The sequence below is a fragment of the Nocardia sp. NPDC052254 genome (genome assembly GCF_040679495.1).
Lineage (GTDB): Bacteria > Actinomycetota > Actinomycetes > Mycobacteriales > Mycobacteriaceae > Nocardia.
The window spans coordinates 14526-38227 of sequence record NZ_JBFAUW010000028.1 but is presented as its reverse complement, the minus strand read 5'-3'; the positions used below and the strand labels follow the sequence as shown (position 1 = coordinate 38227).

Annotated in this window: 3 protein-coding genes (1 of these 3 only partly in view); 2 read left to right on the top strand and 1 reads right to left on the bottom strand. The window is 67.3% G+C overall.

Annotated features, from left to right (window positions below; genetic code table 11):
- Positions 1-81: 81 nt before the first annotated feature.
- Positions 82-360 (bottom strand): hypothetical protein, encoded by a 279-nt coding sequence (locus tag AB0L57_RS32540; protein ID WP_364970623.1) that lies wholly within the window; start codon positions 358-360, stop codon positions 82-84.
- A gap of 199 nt (positions 361-559) precedes the next feature.
- Between AB0L57_RS32540 and AB0L57_RS32535 the strand changes: the two genes are divergently transcribed.
- Together AB0L57_RS32535 and AB0L57_RS32530 are read left to right on the top strand one after the other, a co-directional pair.
- Complete coding sequence (locus AB0L57_RS32535; protein ID WP_364970621.1) at positions 560-4780, top strand: MFS transporter; 4221 nt, start codon at positions 560-562, stop codon at positions 4778-4780.
- Between the two features lie 306 nt (positions 4781-5086).
- Positions 5087-23702: part of a LuxR C-terminal-related transcriptional regulator coding region (locus AB0L57_RS32530; protein ID WP_364970618.1), annotated on the top strand (this coding region is incomplete at its 3' end). The annotated region continues 14525 nt past the right edge of the window; the window shows 18616 of its 33141 annotated nt.

Sequence of the window (23702 nt, the reverse complement as noted above, 5' to 3'; positions counted from 1 at the left end):
CCCCGGCCTGCAATACCTCGCCGCCAACTACGAAGCCGACCAACACGGCAACCTCGCTCCCACAGCGCAGACACCAACCGGCTACGGCACACACGTCCTGTCCCAGTTCCCCATCCGCGGAAACCCCGACACACCCGAACCATCCCGGGACACGGCACAGCCGGACAGTGGCCGGGCCGGCTCGCAGCGCGATGCCGACGACACCGAACCACGCGGCCGGACCGCCGTCGGTCCTTCACCGTGGTCGGCGACATCCTCGGCCGGCAAAGCGGAGACGAATCCCGGCAGCAGCCCTTGGACCGCGACCAGCCCGACCACGGGCACCAGCGATACCGGCAGTACCGCGGACCAGTCCCCCATCCAGACTCCGTGGACGGACCTGCCCCCGACCGTCACCACACCGAGCCCTGCCCAAGCCCCCGCGGGCACGACACCGTGGGCAGGAAACCGCGTCAGCCCGGATGCCACACCGGCCATCGGTGCCCGGACGCGCCCCGCCTCCCGGGAGGATCCGCGAACCGGCACGGAAGCCTCCCCCCGCACAACCATCCGGACTTCCATGCGCGACGGAGACAGGGGCGTCGCCACCGGAACACAACCCACGACCAAGCGCCGCGCCACGGCGGGCGCAGGTTCCCGCGCCGACGCCGCACGTCTCCAGCGGGCTGTCGCGAAGCACTTGGCCAATGGTCGCCCCGAACTCGCGGCAGCTGCGTTGGACGACCACTATGGTGATCGGCTACGGGCGGACCTCGCCAGGCGGTTGCGCCGGCAGCCGCGGGTTGTCGCCGCTGTCAGCACCGAGGTCCTGACTCGTGCGATCACCGACTACGCCGAGAAGGGCGAGCGTGGACTCGCGCAGTGGCTCGACCACATCTACCGACAGGTCCTCCCCCGACACCTCGCCGCCGCGGCGTTCCGCCAGAACCTCATTCGTACCGTCACCAGCAACGCTGCCGATCCGAGCGCCTTCATAGGTGTGGTGGAGATACTTCGCGACACCACCACGACCGAGCTCGATAACGCATTGCGGTCCCGGAAACTCACCAATCGTCGACGCGAAGTTCTCGACAAATATCGCACCTCCGCTGCAGACGCCGCGGCCGAGCCATTCACCGCGGCCGTGTGGGAAGCCATCAACCGACTGGTTCTGTTGATCATGCGATCGGCGGATGAGTCACCCGCCCGGCCACTCACCGATGCGCAGACAGAACTACTCGGCGCTCTGGCCACCGGACAGACCTATGCCGACATCGGGCAAGCACGAACACTGAGCGAAGGGCAGGTGAAGCGCCGTGTGCGCAACCTCGCCTCGGACCTGAGAATAGATATGAGAATGGATAGCCGACGGTCGTTGCTCGTCGCCGAAGGTATCCGCGCGGAGATCATCGAACCGCACCCGAACGAAGTAACCGAGCTCACCGACGTACTGACGCAGGCCCAGATCGAAATACTCGCTCGCAAGGTCGACGGAGAAATCAGCAAAGGAATAGCTGAGTCACTCGGAATCAGCTTCAGCACCGTCCGCCATCAAGAACGGGCGATCATCGACCTACTGGGTGCTGCCCATATGGCTGAAGCGGTGGCGATGACGGTGCGGGCACTGGACCGTCATATGGCGAATCCGGTATCGAATCCCGGTGAACTGTATCTGCGGTACGCGGCCTGGCGCACCCCCGGGAAGCCCAGGCGTCCCCTGATGCGCGTGGCCGACGGCATACGAGACGGCGCGATCGAACCGCACCCGCGCGAATTGGCCAGTCTCACTGAAAAATTGACAGATCGGCAGATACAGATACTCCGGCACAAGGCTCGAGGCGACTCTCGCTCGGACATCGCAGAAACGCTGGGCATCACCGAGCACAGCATCGATACCCAGATGCAGAAGATCGTCGACCGTCTGGGTGCGAGCAATTCCGCCGAGGCGATGGCGATGACGGTGCGAGCACTGGACCGTCACACGGCGAATCCGGTATCGAATCCCGGTGAACTGTATCTGCGGTACGCGGCCGGGCACACCCCCGGGAAGCCCAAGCGTCCCCTGATGCGCGTGGCCGACGGCATACGAAACGGCGCGATCGAACCACACCCGCGCGAATTGACCAGTCTCACTGAAAAATTGACAGATCGGCAGATACAGATACTCCGGCACAAGGCTCGAGGCGACTCTCGCTCGGACATCGCAGAAACGCTGGGCATCGTCGGGCACAGCGTCAATACCCAGATGCAGAACATCGTCGACCGTCTGGGTGCGAGCAATTCCGCCGAGGCGATGGCGATGACGGTGCGCGCTCTCGATGCCACGGCCCGCGCGGCAAACGTCGATCGGACCGAAGCGCCCGACCCACCGACCGGGCAGCCCCAGAACGTCCCGCGCGGCGACCGCCCACGACGTGATGCCATGCCGCCCGGTAGGAGCGAGATCGACAGTGTCTTCGACACCGCCCCGGGGCGTGTCGAAACCGACGCCGCCATCGGCCGGACCGCAGCCGGAAACCCCTGGACCGTCAACCGCTTCGGCTCCGACCAGCCCACCGGGCCCGGACAACCCCCGAAGAACGGATCGGGCCGCGGGCCCTCCGCACAGAATCGCAAGCAACGCCGAGCTCGGGCGTCCGCTCCCGGTCGCGCGGTCACCCCGAAACAGCCGGAACCGTCGAAACGTGATTTCCTGCCATGGATTCGCGGTCGTGCGCCGAAGAACAAGAAGCTGGCGGGGCTCTACAGCGGAGCTGCCGTGAACACCATCGGGACGACCATGGGAAGCAGCTTCATACCCTTCGCGCTGCTGGAGATGGGTGGCGACGAGAAGCTGGTCGCGTTCAACGCGGCCGTGGGCGCGCTCGCGGCACTGCTGGCACAGCTACCGGCCGGATACTTCGGGGACCGGTCGCCTCGCAGCACGGTTCTGAAGTCGACGGCCGCGGCAGCGGCGATCAAATTCGGCGCCGGCGCCATGGTCTTGAACGAGTTGCCCGGTGCGCTGGAGGCGACCGTCCTTGCGACGGGACTGGGGGCATACCTCGATGTCATGAGCGGACACAGCACGACGACATTCGGCCGCCGGTTGGCCGAAAATGCCGAGCAGGAACGAGACTCGATCACTCTGAGTCTGAACGAACGCATGGCCGCGGGCGCGGTGGGGAACTTCCTCGGGCCGGTGCTGGGCGGCGTTTCGAAGGCGATCCCCTTCATGGGCGATGCGGCCTCCTCCCTCGCCTACCACGCGATGTTCCGCAAGCTGCCGACCGTGCCCGAAAACACCGAACGTACCCGCATCTTCGACGGTGCCCGAGATATGTGGAAGGTTCCGTACCTCCGCGGCAGGCTCGGGCTGCTGGGGTTCTGGACCACCGGGCTCACCGCCGCCTCCGTGCAAACACCACTGTTCATCCATTCCGCGGACTACGGATTACTGGCGTCGGGCGCGATGAACGCCGCCTATCCCGCCGGACTTCTGGCCGGCGGGCTGGTGCGCAAGCACGTCGCCGACCGGATCAATCCGAAATGGATCTTTCCGACCGCTCAGTCGGCGTGGCTCATCACGATGTTGCAGGTCGCGATCGCCACCGGGGATGTGACCGCCATCAATTCGCTGCTGCTCGCGCTCAGCGCGAGCAGCGCCGGCGTAGCCGTCATGCTCAACAACCGGAAATTCATGGAATACACGGCGGCTGTCGTCCGGAGGAATGCCATCGGCAGCTCACTGACGACGACCGGGATCATCAACGGCGTCGCCGGAATCGCCGGCGGCACAATCCTTGCGCAAATACTCACCGCACACGGCGCGGCCACCGCGGCATGGGCCGATGTCGGTCTCTTCGGCGCCATCGCGGCCGCATCGACCGGATTGATCTATGCCACTCGTAACGATCGACGTATCGACGACCCGCTCGCTCGCGTCGCGCGTGTCCTGCACGCACTGGGCAAGGACGACGCACGGGCACCGAACCACCAGGAGCGCACCTGGCGCACCCTGCAGAAGTCCATCGGAGCGAAACTCGTCGAGTACAAGCCGTCGCCTGCCACCGCCGAAGGCCGCGACCCGGTCGAGTCCATCATCGATGGCCTCGCGACAGCGAGCAGTGCCGACCGCGCGACCGGTGAGAAAGAAATGGACACCGCCGTCGTCCTCATCGACTACGGCAACCGTATCGACCCGATCATCGCAACCACCATCGCCGGCGAGGTATTCGTCTACGATCCCCGGATCGACCCCGCTGTCGCCTACGACGAACAGAAGAAGCTCGACCGTGACCGAGAACTCCGGTGGCGCAGTGCGCAGGAGTGGAAGAAGTTCCATCGCACGATCACTCGCGGCCGAACCATCGCGCGGATCGATATCGCACGCCTCACCACCGGGGACGACGGCGAGCTGCGGGACCTCACCGCGCGGGTGCCGCGCCGTAAACGCGGCAGCGCCCCACGCGGCGCCGCCATCGGGCCGACGCGGCCCACCATGATCGGCGAAACAGCCTGGCTACTGCTTCGGCTCCTCGGCGACGACACACGCACCCGGTCGCTCGGGCTCGCTCTTGGGCTCACCGCGGATGAGCTGTCCGATCTACTCCACCGCCTGCACGGCCTTGTGGAGTCCGATGCCGAGTTCCACCTGACCACCGATGCGATCGACACCATGGGCTTGACCCCTGCACAACTGCGGCGGCTGACCGACCTGACCGCCGACGGGCCGAACGAACTCGCACCGGAAACACTGCACGCTGCCCGCGAACGACTTGCCGCGGCGGAAAGCCAACGCGCGCAAGGCGACAACCAGTAAACCGTCACGCCGGCGACCGGAAACGGCCGCCACCGATTCGCGATTCCTCCACAAGAGATCCGGGAGTTGCTGATTTTCGCGACAGCCCGGTTTCCCCGACCTGTAAGCGAACTCCGCGGACATCACCGTCGGTGTCGCCGCAGCGGTCCAGGACTCAGCCGCCGAACCCGATCAGCTACCCGGGTTCCCGGTATGGCCGGGTGTTCCCAGCTTGGGTAAGGCGATGTTTCCGCCGGGATGATTACCCCGTCGATCGAGTTGTGAACGGACGCGCCACCGGTTGGGAGTGGCGAGGTAAGGCTGGCGATGAGTCACGATGCGCTGCGAGGGCTGCCGCCCGTCGTGGTCGAGTGCCTCATCGGCCACGTCCCACGCGCCGACGAGAAGGCCCTGCGAGCGGTCGGCGATCACTGGAGCTACACCGCCACCGATTGCCGCGACAAAGCCACACGACTCGACACACTCGCGGACCGGACCGCCGCGACGAGTAGCGGACAGACCAGCCGATCACTGGTCCAGCAGTGCCGCAACACCGCCGACAGCTTCCGCACCCAGGCCGGGTACTGCGACAGCCTCGCCAAACAAGCACACGAACAAGCCATGCAGAGCGAACTGATGACGCTGCAGGCCTACGCGTTCGGAGTGATCCTCGCGGCCTCGCTGGCCAGTACCGCGCTGACCCTCGGCGCGACCGCGGTACCCCAGCAATACTTCGTCCGCGAGGCGACCGAACGGTCCCTGGCGACATGCTGGAAATGGCTGCTGGAATGGACTGCCACACACGGGCTTCGCTCCGCCGCCGAACGCTCCGTCATGCAGCTCGCGGTGCGCGCCGGCGTGATCGGAATGCTGCAGATCGGCGGAATCGACGCCGGCATCCAGGCATATCAGATCCACGAAGGCCACCGCGACGAGTTCGATACCAAGTCGTTCGCGGTGGCGACCGGCGCCGGCCTGGCAGGTGGCTTCGCCGGTGGCATCGCGGGCCACTGGCTGGGCAAGCGGCTGATGCCGAAGACCATCGCGCGAGCCGAACTGGCCACCACCGCACCACGACGAACACTCATCCAGCTCGGCGGCGCCGCCACCATCGGCGCCGGAGCGGGTCTCGTGGGCGGCCTCGCCGGAACCGTCGTCTCGATCGCCGCATCGGGTGGCGAATTCACCTGGAAGACCGTGTCTCAAGGCCTGCTCCCGGCCGTCACCTCCGGATTTCTCGGATCGGCGGCGTATTCGGCACGCCAGATCCGGGTCTCCACTCGCACACCAGAACTACTCGCCCCGCCGACCGACCGCGCGGCGGCGACGCAAGCCCTGACCGAAACCTTGGATTCACATGGCATCCACCCCGACGTGGACAAGTTCCTGAATCAGCTCCGGAGCGCGTCCGCCGAGGAGGTTGGGTCACCTTCGGCCGGTGCGAAGCGACCGGAGACAACCACAGCGGGCGAACTGCGTCAGACGAAGAGCGATCTCGGCGGCCTCGCCGCCGAGGTGAAGATCCAGAAGACGCCGAGAGCCATCTCCGCCGAGCGAGTCAATACCGTCGCGCCCGAGGCTCTGGCGATACCGAAGCGCTCGCCGGCGGCCGATTCCGCCGCCACGGCAGTCACTCCCCCCGCGGCGCCGGGCGGCCGCGAGTCCGACGCCGCGCCGGCGTCCGCAGCCGGTTCGGCCGCGACGCCCGCCGCGCCCCGCACACCATCGCAGAGTGCCGCTCCGGCCAAGGTTGTCCTCGGCCCCGAACCACGGTCGGCCGGACCCGCCCAGGACGCGCTATCGAACGAGGTGGCCGCGCCGGGCGCCCAGGAGGCAGGCGCCGGTTCCGCTGTCGCGCCACCCACGGAAACGGGCGGCACACCGACGTTGCCGAAGTCGGCGACCGAACCCATACCGGCAGCACCGGGTACCGGGCCCGAGACCGGCGCCACCGCCGAGCCGCCCGCCGCACCGAAAACCGCGGAGGCGGCGTCGGAATCCGGTGACGCCCCGGCATCGGTGACGGAAACCGGCGGGACCACCCCCGCGCCGGCGGCACCGGCCGCCACCGCACCGAAAACCGTTGCCGGCGACGTGGTTTCGGGTCCAGATTCGCGGACCGCGGCAGCGGCGCCGTCGGGTACGGCCGATCCGGCGAAGACGATGAAATCCGGCGTACAGGTCGAGGGCCCGCGCAATGCTCCGGTCACGGTCGATGTGTCTCGAATCGGGTTGCCGCCGTTGCCGATTCCCGCGACCTCCGATGCTGCCATTCAGCCGGTGCCGGCAGATGCGAGCCCGGACGAGGCGAAAGCGCATACAGCGCAACAGATCGCCGAGGAGACAGCGCGAACCGCGGAAATCCGCGAACGTGAAGGACAACGAATCGACGACTCCGCCGCGAAAAAGGAGGCGGCGAAAGATGCGGTGACCGAACGTGAGAGCGCGCTCCAGCAGGCACGCGCACGGACGGAATCTGCCCGCACTGCCGCCGAGCAGGCTCAGGCTGCGGCGCACACCGCCGAGGCGAAAGCCCGCGCCGCCGAGGAGGCAGTGCGGGAGACCCAGCGGCGCGCGGACACCGCCGAACGGGAGGTACTCACCGCGGCCGAGCAGCGGGGGGCGGCGGACAAAGAACTCCGGGCGGCCCAGCGGCAGGCGCGCGCGGCGCAGGAACGGCTGGCCGCGGCCGAGGGACAGGTGCGTGCCGCCGAGGAGCGGGTGCAGCTCGCCGCCGAGCAGTTGACCGGTGCCCGGGACAGAGCAGTCGCCGGTGACGAATCCGCCACCAGGACATACGAGGAAGCGCGGGCCGCACACGAGCGGGCCGTGGCCGAGCGCGAGCGCGCGGTGGCAGCTCGGGAAAGAGCCCGCGCGGCAGACGAACAGGCGCGCGCCGCCCGCGAACGCGCCGCGGCGGCTCGCGACGAGGCGCGTACCGCGCACGGGGACGCCCTGGCCGCCCGGGACGAGGTGGTCGCCGCCCACGAGGGTGCGGTCAACGACCGCGGAGCGGCGCGGACCGCCCTCGAACAGGCCGTCGTCGAACGCGACGCGGCTGCTGTCACCCACCAAGGTGCCGCCGACGCCCGCGATCGCATTGCCGGCGAACTCGCCGCCGAACGGGACGCCTACCGGACGGCCAACGCCGAACACCGAGCGGCGATCCGCGAGGCGGTGGTCACGCTGGTGAAACTCTCCGATGAGGCCGGTTCGATGCTGATGAAGGCGTTCGAAGCCGGCGCTCTTTCCGACCGTGACGCGGTTTTCGCGGCCGTCTCACAGGAACGAGTGAGCGCGCAGCTGGCCGCGGCACGTGCGATAGGGGTGCTGCGGCAGACCCCGGGCGCGCTGGGCTCTCCCGGCCGGGCCGAGACGGCGGGACCGCAGCAGCTGATCACCGCGATGCGAGACGGTTCCGTCGAGGAGCGCGTGGTGGCCATGACCGAGTGGATCCGCCGTGGCGACGAGCGTCATCGCATCGCTCGCGAGACCCAGGTCGCCGCCTTCCTGGGACTGCAACACGGTCCGATCGACATGAAGACCGGCGAGGGAAAGACGATCGTCATGTTGATGAGCTTGGTGGCCGACGCGGTCGATCGCGGCACCGCTCACGCCTGGACGAGTAGTGATCTGCTGGCCGGCGAACTGGCCGGCGAACTCCATGATTTTCTCGTCCGGCCCGAGGGCGATGTCAACATCGACGTGCTCCGTATGGACCAGGACAACCCGTTGCCGGAGCTGGGCGAGGGGCGCCGACGTATCGTCGTCGGCACCCAGGAGGACTACCTATTCCGGGCGATCAAGGTCGCCAACGACATGCTCGGCGACCTTGCGGCGCACGGAGTCTCCGAGGCCCAGGTCGAAGCGCTACGCCTCTGGATCAACGAAAAGCCCCCGATCGACCTGATCAAACTCCAACTGGACCTGGCCGCCGCCGATCACGGACTCGACTTCCGCTACGAACCCTTCCCTCCGGGCAAGCACACCATCGACGAATTCGACACCATTTTCGACGGCAATTCCGAATGTGTGCTCTCACCGGGTGCGGCCGAGGACGCGCACCCCGAGCGGGTCGCGCAACTGAAGGCCATCTGGGAAAGGTTGCAGATCGCAGAGCGCGAACACGGTCTGACCGCAGCCGATTTCGGCCGTCCGGACAATACCCGCGGTATGTGGTCCTCACGCACCACCGCCGCCGCCATCGCGAAACTCGAGCGGGTCGCCGGCGAACCCGTCACCGATGCCGATGCGGCACTGTTCGCCCACGCCGCCAATGCGCGGTGGGGAATCGAACGCGGCACCCACTACATCATCATCAAGGAAGAGGTGCCGCCGGGGCCGGAGGCCGTGGCCAAGGGGGACACGGAATCGTCCACCGTCCGCAAGATCGGGATCCTCTCCTCGGATACCACCGACAAACCGCTGTGGAATCGGGAGAAGCTGACCGAGGTCCGATGGCAGGGGGTCGCCCAGTTCGCTGAGATCAGAGAAGGTATCGCGGTGCGCGGCGATCAGGAGCATTCGCTGCGAATGTCGACCCGGCAGCTGCTCAACAGCAAAATGCTGTTCGAAACCTCCGGGATCTCCGGCACGCTCAAAGAAGTCGAAATACCGCTTTACGATGAACTGGGAATAGGCCCGGTCTCGGAAATGCCTAGATACTACGACTCGAACTTGACGGTGAAAGATCCGATTCTACTGCAGAACACTCGGACCAAACTGGAAAGGCTGGCCCATGACATAGTCGAGGATGCCGACATAGTCTTCGACAAGGAGACCGGTGAATTCCGGCAGACCGGCCGAGCTCAAATGGTGACCATGCTCGACAGCGGCGAAATACGTGGCGATCCAGAATTCGGAATCAAGGGCTTGACAGATTTCCTGAGCGAGGCCACGGCGAAAAAGATCGAGGAGCTCAAATCTGTCGCCATGGAGAAGTACGGCAAAGATTCCGAATTGACGTTTCAGGAATTCGATCTGAAATTCGATCTCATCGATCCCGAACTGTACGCGGAGTACGGCGGAAGCAATGCGAATGCAGAATTGATCGTCCGGGAGAAGCTCGCACAATTCGGTGACACGGGCAGCATCCTGATCGGTAACAAGATTCTGAGCCGGGGAGCCGACGCCAGCCCGTCGGCGGAAGTCATTCAGATGGGTGGTGTCGACCTCAAGGCCAGCGGCGGCCCCGCCTATTCGGGCCGAGTCAACGAGCAGGTCGACGGGCGGGCCGGGCGCAGCGGATCGGGCGAGGATCGTGCACACGGCGGCACCCCGGGCACCGCCGTGCACTACATCTCCCCCGAGGACTTCCGCACCACTGTCACCGACAACGGTGTCGTCCAGCAGATTGTGTTGTATCAGAAGGCCGCGGCCAACCATCAGGCCGCCGAACAGGCACTGCTGCGCCACAACTCGGGCGAGAACCTGGCGGCGGTCGGGGCCACCGCGAAAGCGAAGGAAGCGGCCGAAGCGGTGCTGCGGAACCAGGCCGTGCCCGCGATGAAGGCCACCGTCGAGGACAATCTGCTGACCACCTGGCGCGCCGCCGGCTACCAGGCGCACGCGCCACCGGCCACGAACCAGGATGCCGGGCCCACCCAGCCGGCACAGCCACCGCAACCACCACCCCAATCGAGCCCGCCGACGGGCTCGGCCGACCGATCGCCCGACCACGAATCGGCGACGAACCGCGGCCGGGCAACGGATTCCGGCTCGGCGTCGACCGCTGAGACCGCGTGGCAGCAGGCCCGGGAGGGCCATCCCGCGGCATTCGTGACATTGCTGGCCCAGCACGGCCAGGCCGTCTCGGAAAAAGTGGCGAGCACCCTCGGCTGGAATCCGAACAGCCCCGCGCCGGCCGCCTCGGCACAGCGGCTGTCACAGGCCATCGTCCTCGCTGGATTCCTAGCGGCACAACGCGATCAGTGGCTGGTGCCCGCCGACGCGACCCCTGACACCTGGCTGATCGAACAGGCCCACAATGCACTGCTCGACGGTTTCGGCCAGTTGCCGGATACCGTGCCGATCACCGACGCACTGGCGGTCCTGCAGACCGGCGCCCAGCTCACCGCTCAGCACGAGGCCGCGATCACGCAACTCACCGCCGCGGTCTCCGCGCCGCTGGCCGATGTCGACTTCGATGCGCTGCTCAACGCCGGCCGGGAGGACGAAGACGAATCATCAAGCACCGCTGCACCTTCCAGCACCGACACCAATTCGCAAGCGACTGCAGCGCCGGCGGACGACGCGCCTCGCCCCAGTCCCGACGCCACCCCGGCCGGTATGGATGCCGGCACCGCCCACGATCTGCGCACCTTGCGCCGACTGCTGCTGGAGGCCTATCGCGATGCCGAGCAGTTCTCCGACGCGGTGGTCGCCGCACTCGCCACACTCCCCCTCGACGCACTGCATCAGCGGCTCGAACAACTCACCCCCAACCAGCGCTACGCCCTCGACCTGCGCTATCGACGCGGCCAGCGCGGACTGAGCAATGACCAGGCCGCCTTTGTGCACAACGCCCGCGCGACCGCCGCGGATCAGTGGCAGCCGGTCACCGTCAACACCCTGACCCTGGGCGCGCTGCATCGCCTCGCCAGATCTCTTCCCGGCGCGCCGACCGTCACCTCGAGCCTGCCCGTTCTCACCGACCAGGAAGCCGCCGCCGTTCAACTCCTGGCCGCCGGTCAGCCGAATGCCGTCATCGCCCCCCGACTCGGCATACCGCACGAGCAGGTGCCCGCGCTCGTACTCGACATCGGCGCCGCGTTCGGCACCTCGACCGTCGCCGCGAGCGTCACCGAAGCCGTCCGCTACGGCTACCTCGACCCCACCACCATCGCGGCACCGAAACATACGGCCGCACTGCGGCTCTCACCGACGATGCAGCAGGTCCTGACCCGAACCGCCCAGGGATCGACCGCGACCGAGATAGCCACCGAACTCGGCATCCCGGAACTGAAGGTGCGCACCTACCTCACCGACGTCGGGCATCGACTCGGCGCCGCCTCGAGCGTCGCCGCCACCACAGCGGCCGCCGTCCGCGCCGGCCTCGTCGACATCCACGCACCGGACTGGACGCGCCACCGGCCGGCTGTCCCCGCCGCCACCGAGCCCGGCACCGCACCCGCGGAAACGGCGCGTAGATCGGATCGAACCACCAGGCCGCCCGATCCTGGCACAGCCGAAACATACAGTGCCGCAGACGATGAGCGCGCCTTCCAACACACGCTCGCCGCAGCGCACGCCCTGCTCGACCACTCCGCCGAGGCCGAGGCGGCCCGCTCCGCGCTCATCCACATCCCCGCGGAATCCCTACCGCGTTTCCTGGACGAACTCCACCCGAGCCAGCGTCAGGTCCTGACCCTGCACTACGGAAGTGGGCTCACCGAAGCACAGATCGCCACGGCCCACAACGCCGATGCCGCGATCGGCGACCAGTGGCAGCCGGAGACGGTGCGCGCGATCGCGGACGGCGGATTGAACCGGCTCGTCCGAACCATCACAGCCGCGATGTCCACCCCCACCTGGGGCCCCGTCCTCACCGACGAGCAGGCGGCACTGGCCGGCCTGCTGGCCACCGGCACTCCCAACGTTCTCATCGCCCGAGACCTGCGTCTGCCCGTCCACCTCGTCCCGGACCTCATCCGCGAGCTCGGAACCGTCTTCGGCACCACGACGATCGCCGGGAGCGTCGCCGCGGCGATTCGCCACGGCCACCTCGATCTCGCCACCCTCGCGTTACCGAAGCATCCGCGCCCACTGCGCCTTTCCCCGATCAAGCAGGCGGTCCTCGACCGGACCGCGCAGGGGCACAGCGCAACCGAGATTGCCACCGAACTCGGTATCCCGGAAACGAAGGTGCGCACCTACCTCACCGATCTCAGGCACCGATTGGGCACCAGCACGCCCGCCGCCACCGTCGCCACCGCCATCCGCACCGGGCTCATCGCCCGCCACATGCCGGGTCCGCCGGAAAGTCCGTCGAACACCGAAACCGGCGGACCGGATGCCGACCTGCTCGGACCCGGTGCCAGCGCCGCCGCCAAGTCGGCGCCGCTCGCCACCGGCCGCCACCCCAGCACCGGGCGACGTGGACTTCCGGCGCCCGGTACCGATGATCACAAGACGTCGCTCGTCACCCAGGCCATTGCGGCCCAGATCTTCAAGACCTTCGACATCGAAGTCATCGGCATGGACAAGGTGGGGATGACCGTCGCCGCCGCTCAATCGATCCGAAATGCGACCGTGGACGCGGTGGCGCAGGATCCGAAGATCAAGATCGACGGAATTGTCGTTGCACCGTTGGACGGCACCATGTTCGCCAGGACGGAATACTATCTCACCGAATCGGGCCGGAAATCTGTCATATTTCTCAATGAGACATATTTCTGCAATTCGAGCTTCTTCGCCGAAGAATACGCGAGATCAGTAAAGAAAAAACACCTGCAAGCCGGTACCGGAAATCCGGCATACGATATCTTGCGCCACGAGATCGGGCACATACAGGCCGATATGGCGAAGCCGAAGGCTCTCGAGCTCTCGGACGACGGGCCGAAGTTCTACGGCGACTGGGTCGAGCCCCGGGCGCTGCCCTATCTCCACGAGTACTACCGTGGCCTGCGCGGACGTGGAGATATCCCCACCGACATCCCCTTCGACACATGGGTGGATCAACTCTCCGCTTACAGTCGACACCGGCAGGGGCGAGAAAAAGGCGATTACCTGGCAGCGGCCTTCGATACATGGCTGCTCGAATTCGACCAGCACATCGTTCCGGGGCTGCAGTCCCGGCTGTCCGCCAGAAATATCGCGGGAACCACGAGCGATACGGTCGGCAGAGACGCGCTGTATTCGGAATTTCTGGAACAACTCTCCGGCAGGACGCTCGAGGCAGCGACAGCGCACCCGTTCACCAGGGCGGCCTTCGATGTGTGGATGGACCGGCTCGAAAACGTTCCCGGCGCGGATTCCGGTCCCGAGATCGCGGATGAACTGTCCGGTGCGCCCGCACATCGCGAATTCCAGCGGTGGGTTCATCGATACGCGCGCGAAGCACTCGACCAGTGGCTGCAGGACCACGGTGTCGACCCGCTGGACGACGAGGGCCGGCACATTCCTCGAAGCACGATCTACTCCGCCTGGCTGGAGAATCTCGATCACCGGACCAGGGCCGAGCTCACGAGGGCCGACGAAAACCTCGAGCGGTACGCGCCCGCCGGCATCCCCGCACTGGGCGATCAGCCGGTCCTCTACCCGCAGGAGGCACTCGCCGACGCGACCGAACACGGCGCCCTCGCCGATCCGAACCATCCCTCTTATGCCCTGTACGCACTGCGCACCGGTCATACCGTCGCCGAAGCGCTCGCCCGCGAACCCGGACGCAGATGGCAGGCGGCCGTTGCCGGCGCACCCGGCAGCACACGCCTGGACTTCGCCGACGCCCGTGGCAACATCCCCGCCGCCACCGAATTTCAGCCCAGCGTCAGCCCTTCGGGACTGTTCACGTATTTGGCGAGACTGCGCCGCGCCGGCCGCTGGGACGGTGCGAACAGCGTCACCGGTGTCGATGGCAAGGAACGCACCGACCACGACGAATTCCCCTGGCTGGTGGACCGCCAGCTCGTCGCCGCGCAGGGTCCCTTGCCCACGGTGCGACGAGGATTCGCCGAGTGGGATGTCGCACCCGCGGGCGAACTGGCACAGGCCCTGCACGAGGTCGCCGACCTTGCTCGACAACGCGCCTCGACATTGCGGCCGATTCGCGATCTGCTCACCGGTGACAGCGATCTGACAGCCGCGCTGTGGCTCGGCATCTGGTCGGAGCGGGGCGCGGCCACCGCGGATCTGGATCTCGCCGACCTCGAGGAACGAATCGCGGCCGCCCGAGCCACCGGCCACACAGCGGCAGTCCGCGACGCCCTGAACACGCTCGAGGCCGAGCTGGACAACGTACGCCCGCACTGGACCCGGCTCGATACCCGAATGCAGAGCGAACGCGCCGCGGCCGAACTTCTGGCGGCCGCGGCCGTCGCCGACGCGACCGGCGGGCAATCGCTGGGCCCGAACGCTCGGTTCATCGAAGGCACCCGAGTTGAGGTTTTCATATCCCCCGGCAAGCGCAGCGAGCTCCCCCGGCTACTGGCACAGATTCCGGCCGAGCCGCCGGTCACCGTCGCGGTCCGGCAGGTGCGGGTCGATACGGTGGGGCGCGTTCTCGTAGCTGAACCTGCTGCGCTGGAGCGTGATTCGACGCACCGTCGGCAGGCGCGGCTGTGGCGCGCGCTCGACGCGGTCGCGGATGCGCCGAACCAGCCGATGCTGGCATCCGACGAACCCGGCCGGACGCCGACGCCATCGACCGCACCGCCGGTCGCGGGAAAGAGCGAGACGGTCTTCACCCTGCGCCTGTGGGGAGAGCAGATCACCACCGCCATAAGGCAATTGAGCGCCACCTGCTACGACGTGGACGAGATGTTCCCGTTCGAGCCGCCGGCGAACCTTCTCACCGCTGCGCAGCAGTCGCTGCAGGCCCGGCTGCTCGCCGCGCTGGAGAACGACGCTGCCGCATTGCGCGCTGTCCGGATACACGCGGCGGCGGACGCTGCCCGGCGCCTGCTGGCGCAGTCGCCGGGACTGCCGATCGGACATTGGGTCAAGCTCGACGGCCGCCGTCTCACAGTGCTGTCACCGTACGGCGACGCCGACACCCTACTGTCCCCGCAGCTGTCGAATGCGTTGGCGCTGGCCGGTATCGAGATCGAGTTCGGTCGGATCGCGGTGGACAACCGGGGCCGAGTCACGCGGACCGAGCTGCGCCCGGCGGTGGTACCACAGGGCGATCCCCGCACCGAGGTACAGCCGCTGTCCCGCGAGAATGTCGACCTGATCGCGGGCATATCCGCGGAGCTCGATGGGCTCCTGCGGCGATACGGCATCGGCGACGAGACCGAACAGCCGTCGACTCTCGCCGAGATCGCCCAGCGATTCACCGAATTGATGGGCGAACGAGAGCGCGCCCGATCGGCGCGGGATCGCTGGCGCGAGGCATTCGCACGGCTGACAGCGTCCGAACATGATGACCCGGCCACCGAGCGGGACCGATCGGCCGCCGCTGCTCACATCGAGCATTTCGATCGTGAACTGGAAGGCCGGAACACCGCCATCGCCGCGCTGATGCTGCACGTGCACCGGCTCGCCGAATCGGATGAGCGGCAGGACAAGCCTTCTCGGGACGATCTGCTGAAGGTGCTCGAGCAGCTGGGGCCCTCGGGTTCCAGGGTCTGGAACGACATCCACGCCGGTCACATTCGGAACATGCTGGTCACCACAGCCACCGCTCTCGAGTCACAGCGCTCCTCGACGGCCGTGCCTGCCGGCCCGGCACTCACCGATTTGCAGGCGGCACTGGCCGATATCGCCGACCAGCTGTCTCCGAAACCGGAGCTGTCCGCGAACGGACAGCCCGACAACGCATCCGGTGCCGGCAACCGAGTCGCAGCGCGCCGCGCCGCCGGCACCGATCGACCGTCGAATTCCGCACCGCCGAGTGGCAACACGGCGGCCGAGCCCGACACCGCACCGGAGGCGCCGAACGAGGCCGACAGCGAGCTGCATCCGTTGCTGGTCCCGGTAGTCGCGCGCTATCGCAGCCTCATCGAATCGGGATTCACCGGCAAGCCGAAACAGAAGGATGTCGCCGGTGTCGCCGGTGTCGGACAAGCCTCCGTCAGCAGGGCACTGCGGCGAGGGTCCCCGGAATACACCGCCGAGGGGCAACAGATCCTGGTGGCGGCCTATCTGCTGGGATACCCCATGCGGCCGGAATTGCGCAGGGCTGCTGAGGCTTTGGGGATCGAGCCGCAGCTCGACGATGCCGGGGCGGACCAGCTTCGCGACGTCATCCGGCGGCATCTGGCCGTGGGCCGCCCGGAGCAGGCCCTCCGAGCCCTCCGGGAACACGACCTCGGTCGGCGGCTACGCCATTGGCTCGGCACCACTCAATTCCCTGGTGAGCCGCGCGTGGTCACCGACGCACTCGGCGAGATTCTCACTGCGACAATCGCCGATACCGATATCGGCGTCGATGAACACCCGCTCGAACAACTGATCGGCAGGACTGCGGAGACGGTTCTCCGTACCCATCGAATCGCCGCACAATTCCGCCGCCGACTGCTGCGACTCGCCACCACCGATTCCGCTTTCGGACACACCGCCGCGGCTCGGGCGACGGCCGCCCTCACCGACACCACCGCATCCGAACTCAGCGCCGCGTTGGCATCCGCACGACTCGACAGCCAGCAGCGCACACAGCTCAACCGCTTCTGGCCACGCCCGGGGCAGCCCCGGCCCGACATGCGCGGCAATCCCGTTCTGCGCGGCGCCATCGACGGGCTGTGCCGCGCCATCGCCGAGATCCGCGACGGCGATCCGGAACAGCAGCCGGTCGACAGCCCCGTCGATGACGAATTCGATACTGCACAAGATGAATCCGACATCGGACAGCGCGGAACCACACCGCTAACCGGGGACGAGAGCGAACTGCTCACCCTGCTCGCCGGTACGAAGTCCTTCGGTGATATCGCCCGGCAGTACGACGAGGAGCGAACACACACCTATGAACGAACGAAACTGCTGGCCGGTCGGCTGGAAGTGCCCAACAAACGGGCACAGATCGTCGCAGAGGGTGTTCGCGGCGGCTATCTCGCCCCACACCCGAACGAGGTGTCCGACCTCACCACGATTCTGACCCCCCGGCAGCTGAAGATCCTCGCGTACAAGACGAACGGGACGAACTCGCAGGAGATCGCGGATGTCCTCGACATCAGCTACAGGTCTGTCTCCCTGGACATTTCGAAGATCCTGTTGGCACTGCGGGCCGGCAGCGTGGACGAAGCCGTGGCCATCTCCGTCCGCGCGCTCGACGCCCTGGGCGACGCTGTCCTCGGCGAGGGCGCACTCATCGCACCGGATCCCACCGCAGCACCGCGGCAGAATTCCGACGCCGACAGCTCAGCTCCGGACTCCGCACCGTATCGAGGAGGGCGTGTACGCCCGACGAAGCCCGGCGATGGGTCCGGTCCCCTCGCGCGCGCGGTCGTATCCGAGGCCACGCCCCCGACACGATGGTCCGCTCCGGCGACCACGGACTCGAAGACCGATCGGCGGATCAAGAAGGACATCGCGGCCGACCTGCTGCGGGACCACGGGATCGAGGTCCTCGGGCTCGACAAGGCCTGCATCACGGTCGAAACCGCGCGGTCGATCCGGAACGCGATCGAAGACGAACTCGCGGAGGGCCCGTCCGTACGGATCGATGCTGTCGTGGTCGCAGCGATGGATTACCGGACCGCCGCGGGGGCCGGCACACTACTCGGCACCGAGCCGAACATCATCTTCGTCAACGAGTTGCGTCTCGGCAATCCCGAACAGTTCGAGGCGAATCTCGCATACAACAAGCAGCAGGGCCACCTCAACGCACCCACCGGCGATGCCGCCTACGACATGGTTCGACACGAAATCGCCCACCTGCGTGATGCGGTTCCCCGGCGAGTCAGTTTCCACACGCTGCTGGCAGAGACCGCTCGCGACCTCGGGACAACCCTCGACGGCCACACATACACGGTCTTGTACGAGCATTTCGCGACGCTGCGGGATATGGGCATACTCCCATCGGACCTTCGATTCGACCGGATGGGCGACTACAGCGATTGGATAGAGGCCCGGGCGTTCGGATTTCTCTTCGAACATTTCACCGGTCTCAAAGCGGCGAAAGCTCTGTCCGCCGATGCGACATTCGATGCTTGGCTCGGCCAGCTCGACGGCTACAGCCGTGAAGACAAGCCGCTCCACGACAGCGATTACCTGTTCGCCGCCTACAATAGATGGCTCGGCGAACAGGATCCGGCGACCTTCGATACCTGGCTGGCCGACTCCGGAATTTCGCGCACCGATGGAATCGTCTCCGAGAAAGCGGTATTCGAGGCGTGGCAGGACCAGCTCGACGAGGAGACCCGGCGGCAGATACTGGCCGGTGCCAGTTATCGAGTCGCCCCGGATCCAGCGGAGACCCGCCCCGCACCCAGACTGGGCGACCGTGCCGTCTTCAATCCCATGGAGGCGCTGGCAGAGGCAAGTAACGCGTTCGGAAACAGTGCGCCGAAGGTAGGCCCCGGCTTCAAGAACGGGCTCGACGACGAGGCTCCTGTCGATTTCACCCATCCGGCCTACGCATTGCAAGCTCTGCTCCAGGGCGTGCCGGTAGCGCAGGTCTGGGAGCAGGCCGAGCGGCGAAACGAACGGGCAGCAGCCCGGGCGACGGACCGGGGACCGATTCCCGCGGCGACGGGTATCCGTGCCGGGATCGCGGTCGACGGCGCCATGGCGCAGCTGGCCCAGCTGTGGCGCGGCATGGATACCGAGGCGAAACAGACAGCGCTGGACGAGAATCCGGACCTGGTCTGCACGGTCGACGGCCGACCACAAGTCCTGCTCGACGAGCTGGCGCGCATGGTGAACCGAGCCCTGGCCGAGATGCACGGCGCGAGTCCCGACAGCCACCTCACCGGTGCCGGCGAGCCATTGCAGGGGTTTTCCGAATGGCAGCATCCGCCGGCCGGAGAATTGGCGGAGCTGGCCGCGCAAATTTCCGATATCGCCGGCCGGAGAGCGGGATTGCTCGCCGACGTCCGCGCGACGATGACCGGCACCGCGGGTTTGGCCGATCTGCTCGATCTCGCGACGTGGGCGGAAGACGGAGCCGCGACGGCATATCTGGATCCGGGTGAGTTGCGCTATCGGGCCATCCGCGCGCTGACGTCCACCGAGCCCGGCAGTGCCGTGCGAGCGGGGCTGACCACGCTGCTGAACCAGATCGACCGGGTGGCACTCGATTGTGCGCGTGTGGATGCCGAACTCGCCCGCGCCCGTTCCCGAGCCGAGGAACAGGCTGTGCACCACATCACCGATGCCCGGCTCGGCCTTCGCCTGGGCCCGCAGGCGGTGCTCGTCGACGAGATTCGGGTGGAGGTGTTCGAAGGCGCCGGGCGACCCGCGCCGGTGGCCGATGAGCTGCGAGAGGTGCTCGCGCGCAACGACATACCCACGGTCACCCGCCGAATTCGGGTGGACCCCACCGGCCGGATACTGGTCGAGCAGCTTCCGGAGCGCACGCGCACCTCGATCGCCCAGCTACAGGATCGGGTGCGTCGGTTGGCCGCGCCCATCGATGAGCGCACCCATCCGCTGCGGGCCTCCGAAGAACCGGGCGAGGACACCGGCAGCCTGCCCCTGCCGTGGGAACGCACTCCCATGTCGACGGAGCTGTGGAAGCCGATGCCGAAGTGGGGGCGCCGGATCACGGCGACCCAGCGCGAGATCGCCGGCACCGCGAGGACTCTGCGGCGGTTGTTCCCCGCTCCGATCGATCCGGATCGGATGTCGGCCGCCGACGAGGCCCGCCACCGCGAACTGGCGGTCCGGCTGGAGATGTACACCGAACAGCTACGCACGGTCCGGATCCAGGCAGCCGCGGACGCGGCGCAACGGTGGCTCGACGAGTTCCCCGGTGTTCGCATCGGGCGCTGGGCGAGGCTCCGCGACAACCGGCTCACCATCATGGCGCCGTTCGCCGACCCGGAGCATCTGCTGCCCTGGCAGACGCTGAACACCCTGTCGCAGTCGGGAATCGAGGTCGAGTATCGCAGTGTGCGGGTCGATGCCGAGGGCCTCGTGTGGTCCAGCACGCTGCGCTCCGGCTCGCGCGTCGAGAGTCCTGGGCGCGAGACGACGGTCGACGCCGCCACCCGGGATGCGATCTTCGGGATCAACGACCGGCTCGACCAGCTGGTGCATCGCCGCGGCGTGACCGCGGATTCGACCGATGGCATCACTCTCGCCGGCGTACTCGCCTGGCGCACGGATCTGGTGGCCGAGCGGGAGCGGGTCCGGAATACGGGACGCGCGCTCCCGTTCCATCGACTCGACGCCGAGATAGCGCGACTCACCGCGCTCGCGTGGGAAGTGTCGACGGATCAGACCGCGACGGCGCAGCAGCTCCTGCACGGCGACAAGACCACCCAGGCACGCGTCATCTCGAACACGAGACCATCTCTGCTGCAACAGATTCGAGATGAACTGGCGCAGATCACCGCCCCGGCCGGGTCATCTTCGTCGCAGCACCTCACGGCCGCGATCGCCGACCTCGACATTCACCTGTCCGCGGTCGGCCGCACCGGGACTTCCGCCGAGACCGCCACACCGTCGAATCCTTTCGACGCCGCGCCGCACGCCCGACGCCCGCGCGCCACGGGTACGGCATACATGCGACCCGCTGACGAAACCCCGTCGGACGGGCAAGCACCGAACAGCGCCTCGACTCCCCGCGAGATCACGGGGGATGCCACCACTGTCACCGCTCCCGCACGCGAGTCGATCGTCCTGGATGACGAGCGGCGCACACACATCTTGGCCGGCGATGCCACCGGCGGAGGGCATCGGTCCGGCACCGGGAAGCCCGGAAAGACGGAATTCCCGCCGGACTGGAGCGACGAGAAGATCATCGCGGTCACCGAGGCGATCGCACACGATTGGACCGATCCCGTACTGCGGAGATCGCCGGATGGCCGGGCCGAGGACAACACTCATTTCTGGCAGCTCGAGGATGTGCGCGATGGGGTCCGCGTCGTCGTACGAGTGGCACAGGATGGCCGGATCCTGACGGCATGGCCGGTCCAGGGCAGCCCCGGGGTCATCCGGAATCCGTCCGTGGACCCGGGAAACATGTTGCCGCCCAGCATGATTCGATCGTCGCGGAAGAAGCTCCGGCGACTCATGGTCAGCCGCGGGCCGCAGAGCCGCGCACCGGGAGTGACCCTGTTTCCGGCCGCGTGGTGCGCCGATACCGCCCACTTCGCGACATTGATTTCGCGCGCCGGTGAGCGAGCGCTCGAGGCGGGCGCCGTGCGCGTCCATCCCGGCCGGCCGAACAGTCGCTGGTTATTGGACTGCGTGCACGACGGTGTCACCTTCGTGCTCGAGGTGGACGCCGCCGGCCACGTCCACGATGTCCGCACGATGAGCGGGCCGGGGGTTCGCGTCAATCCCGGTATCGACAGTATTGGTGTCAGCGGCCCCCGCGACCGCCCGGCCACCCCGTGGAAACAGCAGGTCCCCGGGTCTGAGCCGACACCACCGGGCAGCGATGCGAATTCTGCCGGCAGCACCGCAACGGCCGCGGCGGTGACCACCACACCGTGGACCTCACCCTCCGCATCCGGGAATCCGGAAGTGGCGCAGGCCACGTCGGCGGACGACCGGAATCCGCTCGAGGACGAGCGCGGCCGGACATCGGGAACTCCGGACGGCCGACCGAACAGTCCGTGGGCGTCCTCCACCGACGACCAGCGCCGCGGTGAGACCCCGCGGGCGAACGGGAAATCGAGCGGCAGCACAACGGGTTCCGCCGAGACACGGCGACCCGAACAGGCCGAACCCAAGAAGGTGCCGGGAGCCACGTATCGGCACCGCACCGATCCGGAGAACTGGACCGTCGACGAACTCATCGACGAACTGCGCCGCTTCGGTTTCGAATATCTCGACCGGCTGCCGCGGGCACGGCCGGGCGAGCCCAGCGGCGCGCAGTGGCTCACCACGCGGCGCGCCGATATCGAGAACCATCACATCCGGACGCTGATCCGGATGGCACGCGCTCGCGAGTTGACCGAACGCGATATCTGGCAACTGCGACGGATCATGCGCCGCACTCCGATCTACCTCGGCTTGGCAGCGGTGGTCACCGTCGCCCTCAAGACGGAGAGCCTGCTGCGCCCCGGCACCGATTGGGGCTCGCTGTTGTACCGGCAACAGCGGGTGCGTACCGCCGGCGGCGATCCGGTCACAGCGGTCAAGTTCCAGACGAAGCAGGTAGGAACCCCGGAGGAACCCAGCGGCGCCCACACGACGAATGAGGCGCCGCTGATCCGGCGCCTCGCTCGCGTGTTGTCCCTCGACGAGCTACCCCAGATCGTCGCGATCGCACGAGGAGACATGTCGTTCCTCAACGGGCGGTTGCTCCCCGAAGCCGACCACCAGCTGACCGAAACCGTGCTGTCCGCGGAGGAGGCGCGGCAGCTCGGCACACTCACCGCCGATGACATCTGGTCGGCGTTGCACTTCCCGCACTGCCGCTCGCTGGTGCCGCAATCGCCGCAATACCTGTACACGCGATACCTGACGCGGCTGCTGTACAGCAAGATCGCCTGCCAACGCGTCGACGAATACATGCTCGACACCGTCATCAGCAACTACCTCCGCACCCAGGGACGGGCGGAGCTGCGGACGATCCTGAGCGAAGTCGGGGCGGCCTTCGCGAATATCTATCGGAAGTTGTCACCGGGTACAGCGGCCGACGAGCCGACCGGCAATCAGCCGCCCGCCCGATCCGCGCCCACGGCCCCGAGGTATCCGAAGGTGTCGTCCCGGATCGACGCACTGGACCTGCCCGAGCGTGTGCTCGACGGCCGGACACCGGGCGTGCCCGGCCATCTCGACAACCCCTGGACCTTCTTCGCCGATGACCCCCGGCTCGGGAGAAGCGCGCGTGCCAACGGGAACGCGGCAGCCCGCGAACCCGGCGCGGGCACCGCGATACCCACCACTCCGCATCGGGCCCTGCGGTCCGGCGACAGCCTCTTCGTGGCGACCGAGCATTACACCGATCCGGAACTACCGCAGTCGAAGGCCCTCATCGCCGCCCTGCTCGCGTGGATCACCCGCACCGACGAGCAGCCGCGGATCATTCTCACCGAAGGCCGCATCGCCCCCTTCGGCGCGTCCATCGCGGAATCGATGTCCAGTCAACGCGGAGAGATGGCCGTACTCGCCTATCTCGCGAACGAATACGGCATCGACATCCAATCGGCCGAGGAAACGGTCACCGCTC

What these genes read in the sequence shown, in the direction of transcription:
- AB0L57_RS32540 (WP_364970623.1), bottom strand. Translation starts at nt 360, where the DNA reads ATGGGGGACTGGTCCGCGGTACTGCCGGTATCGCTGGTGCCCGTGGTC.
- AB0L57_RS32535 (WP_364970621.1), top strand. Translation starts at nt 560, where the DNA reads ATGCGCGACGGAGACAGGGGCGTCGCCACCGGAACACAACCCACGACC.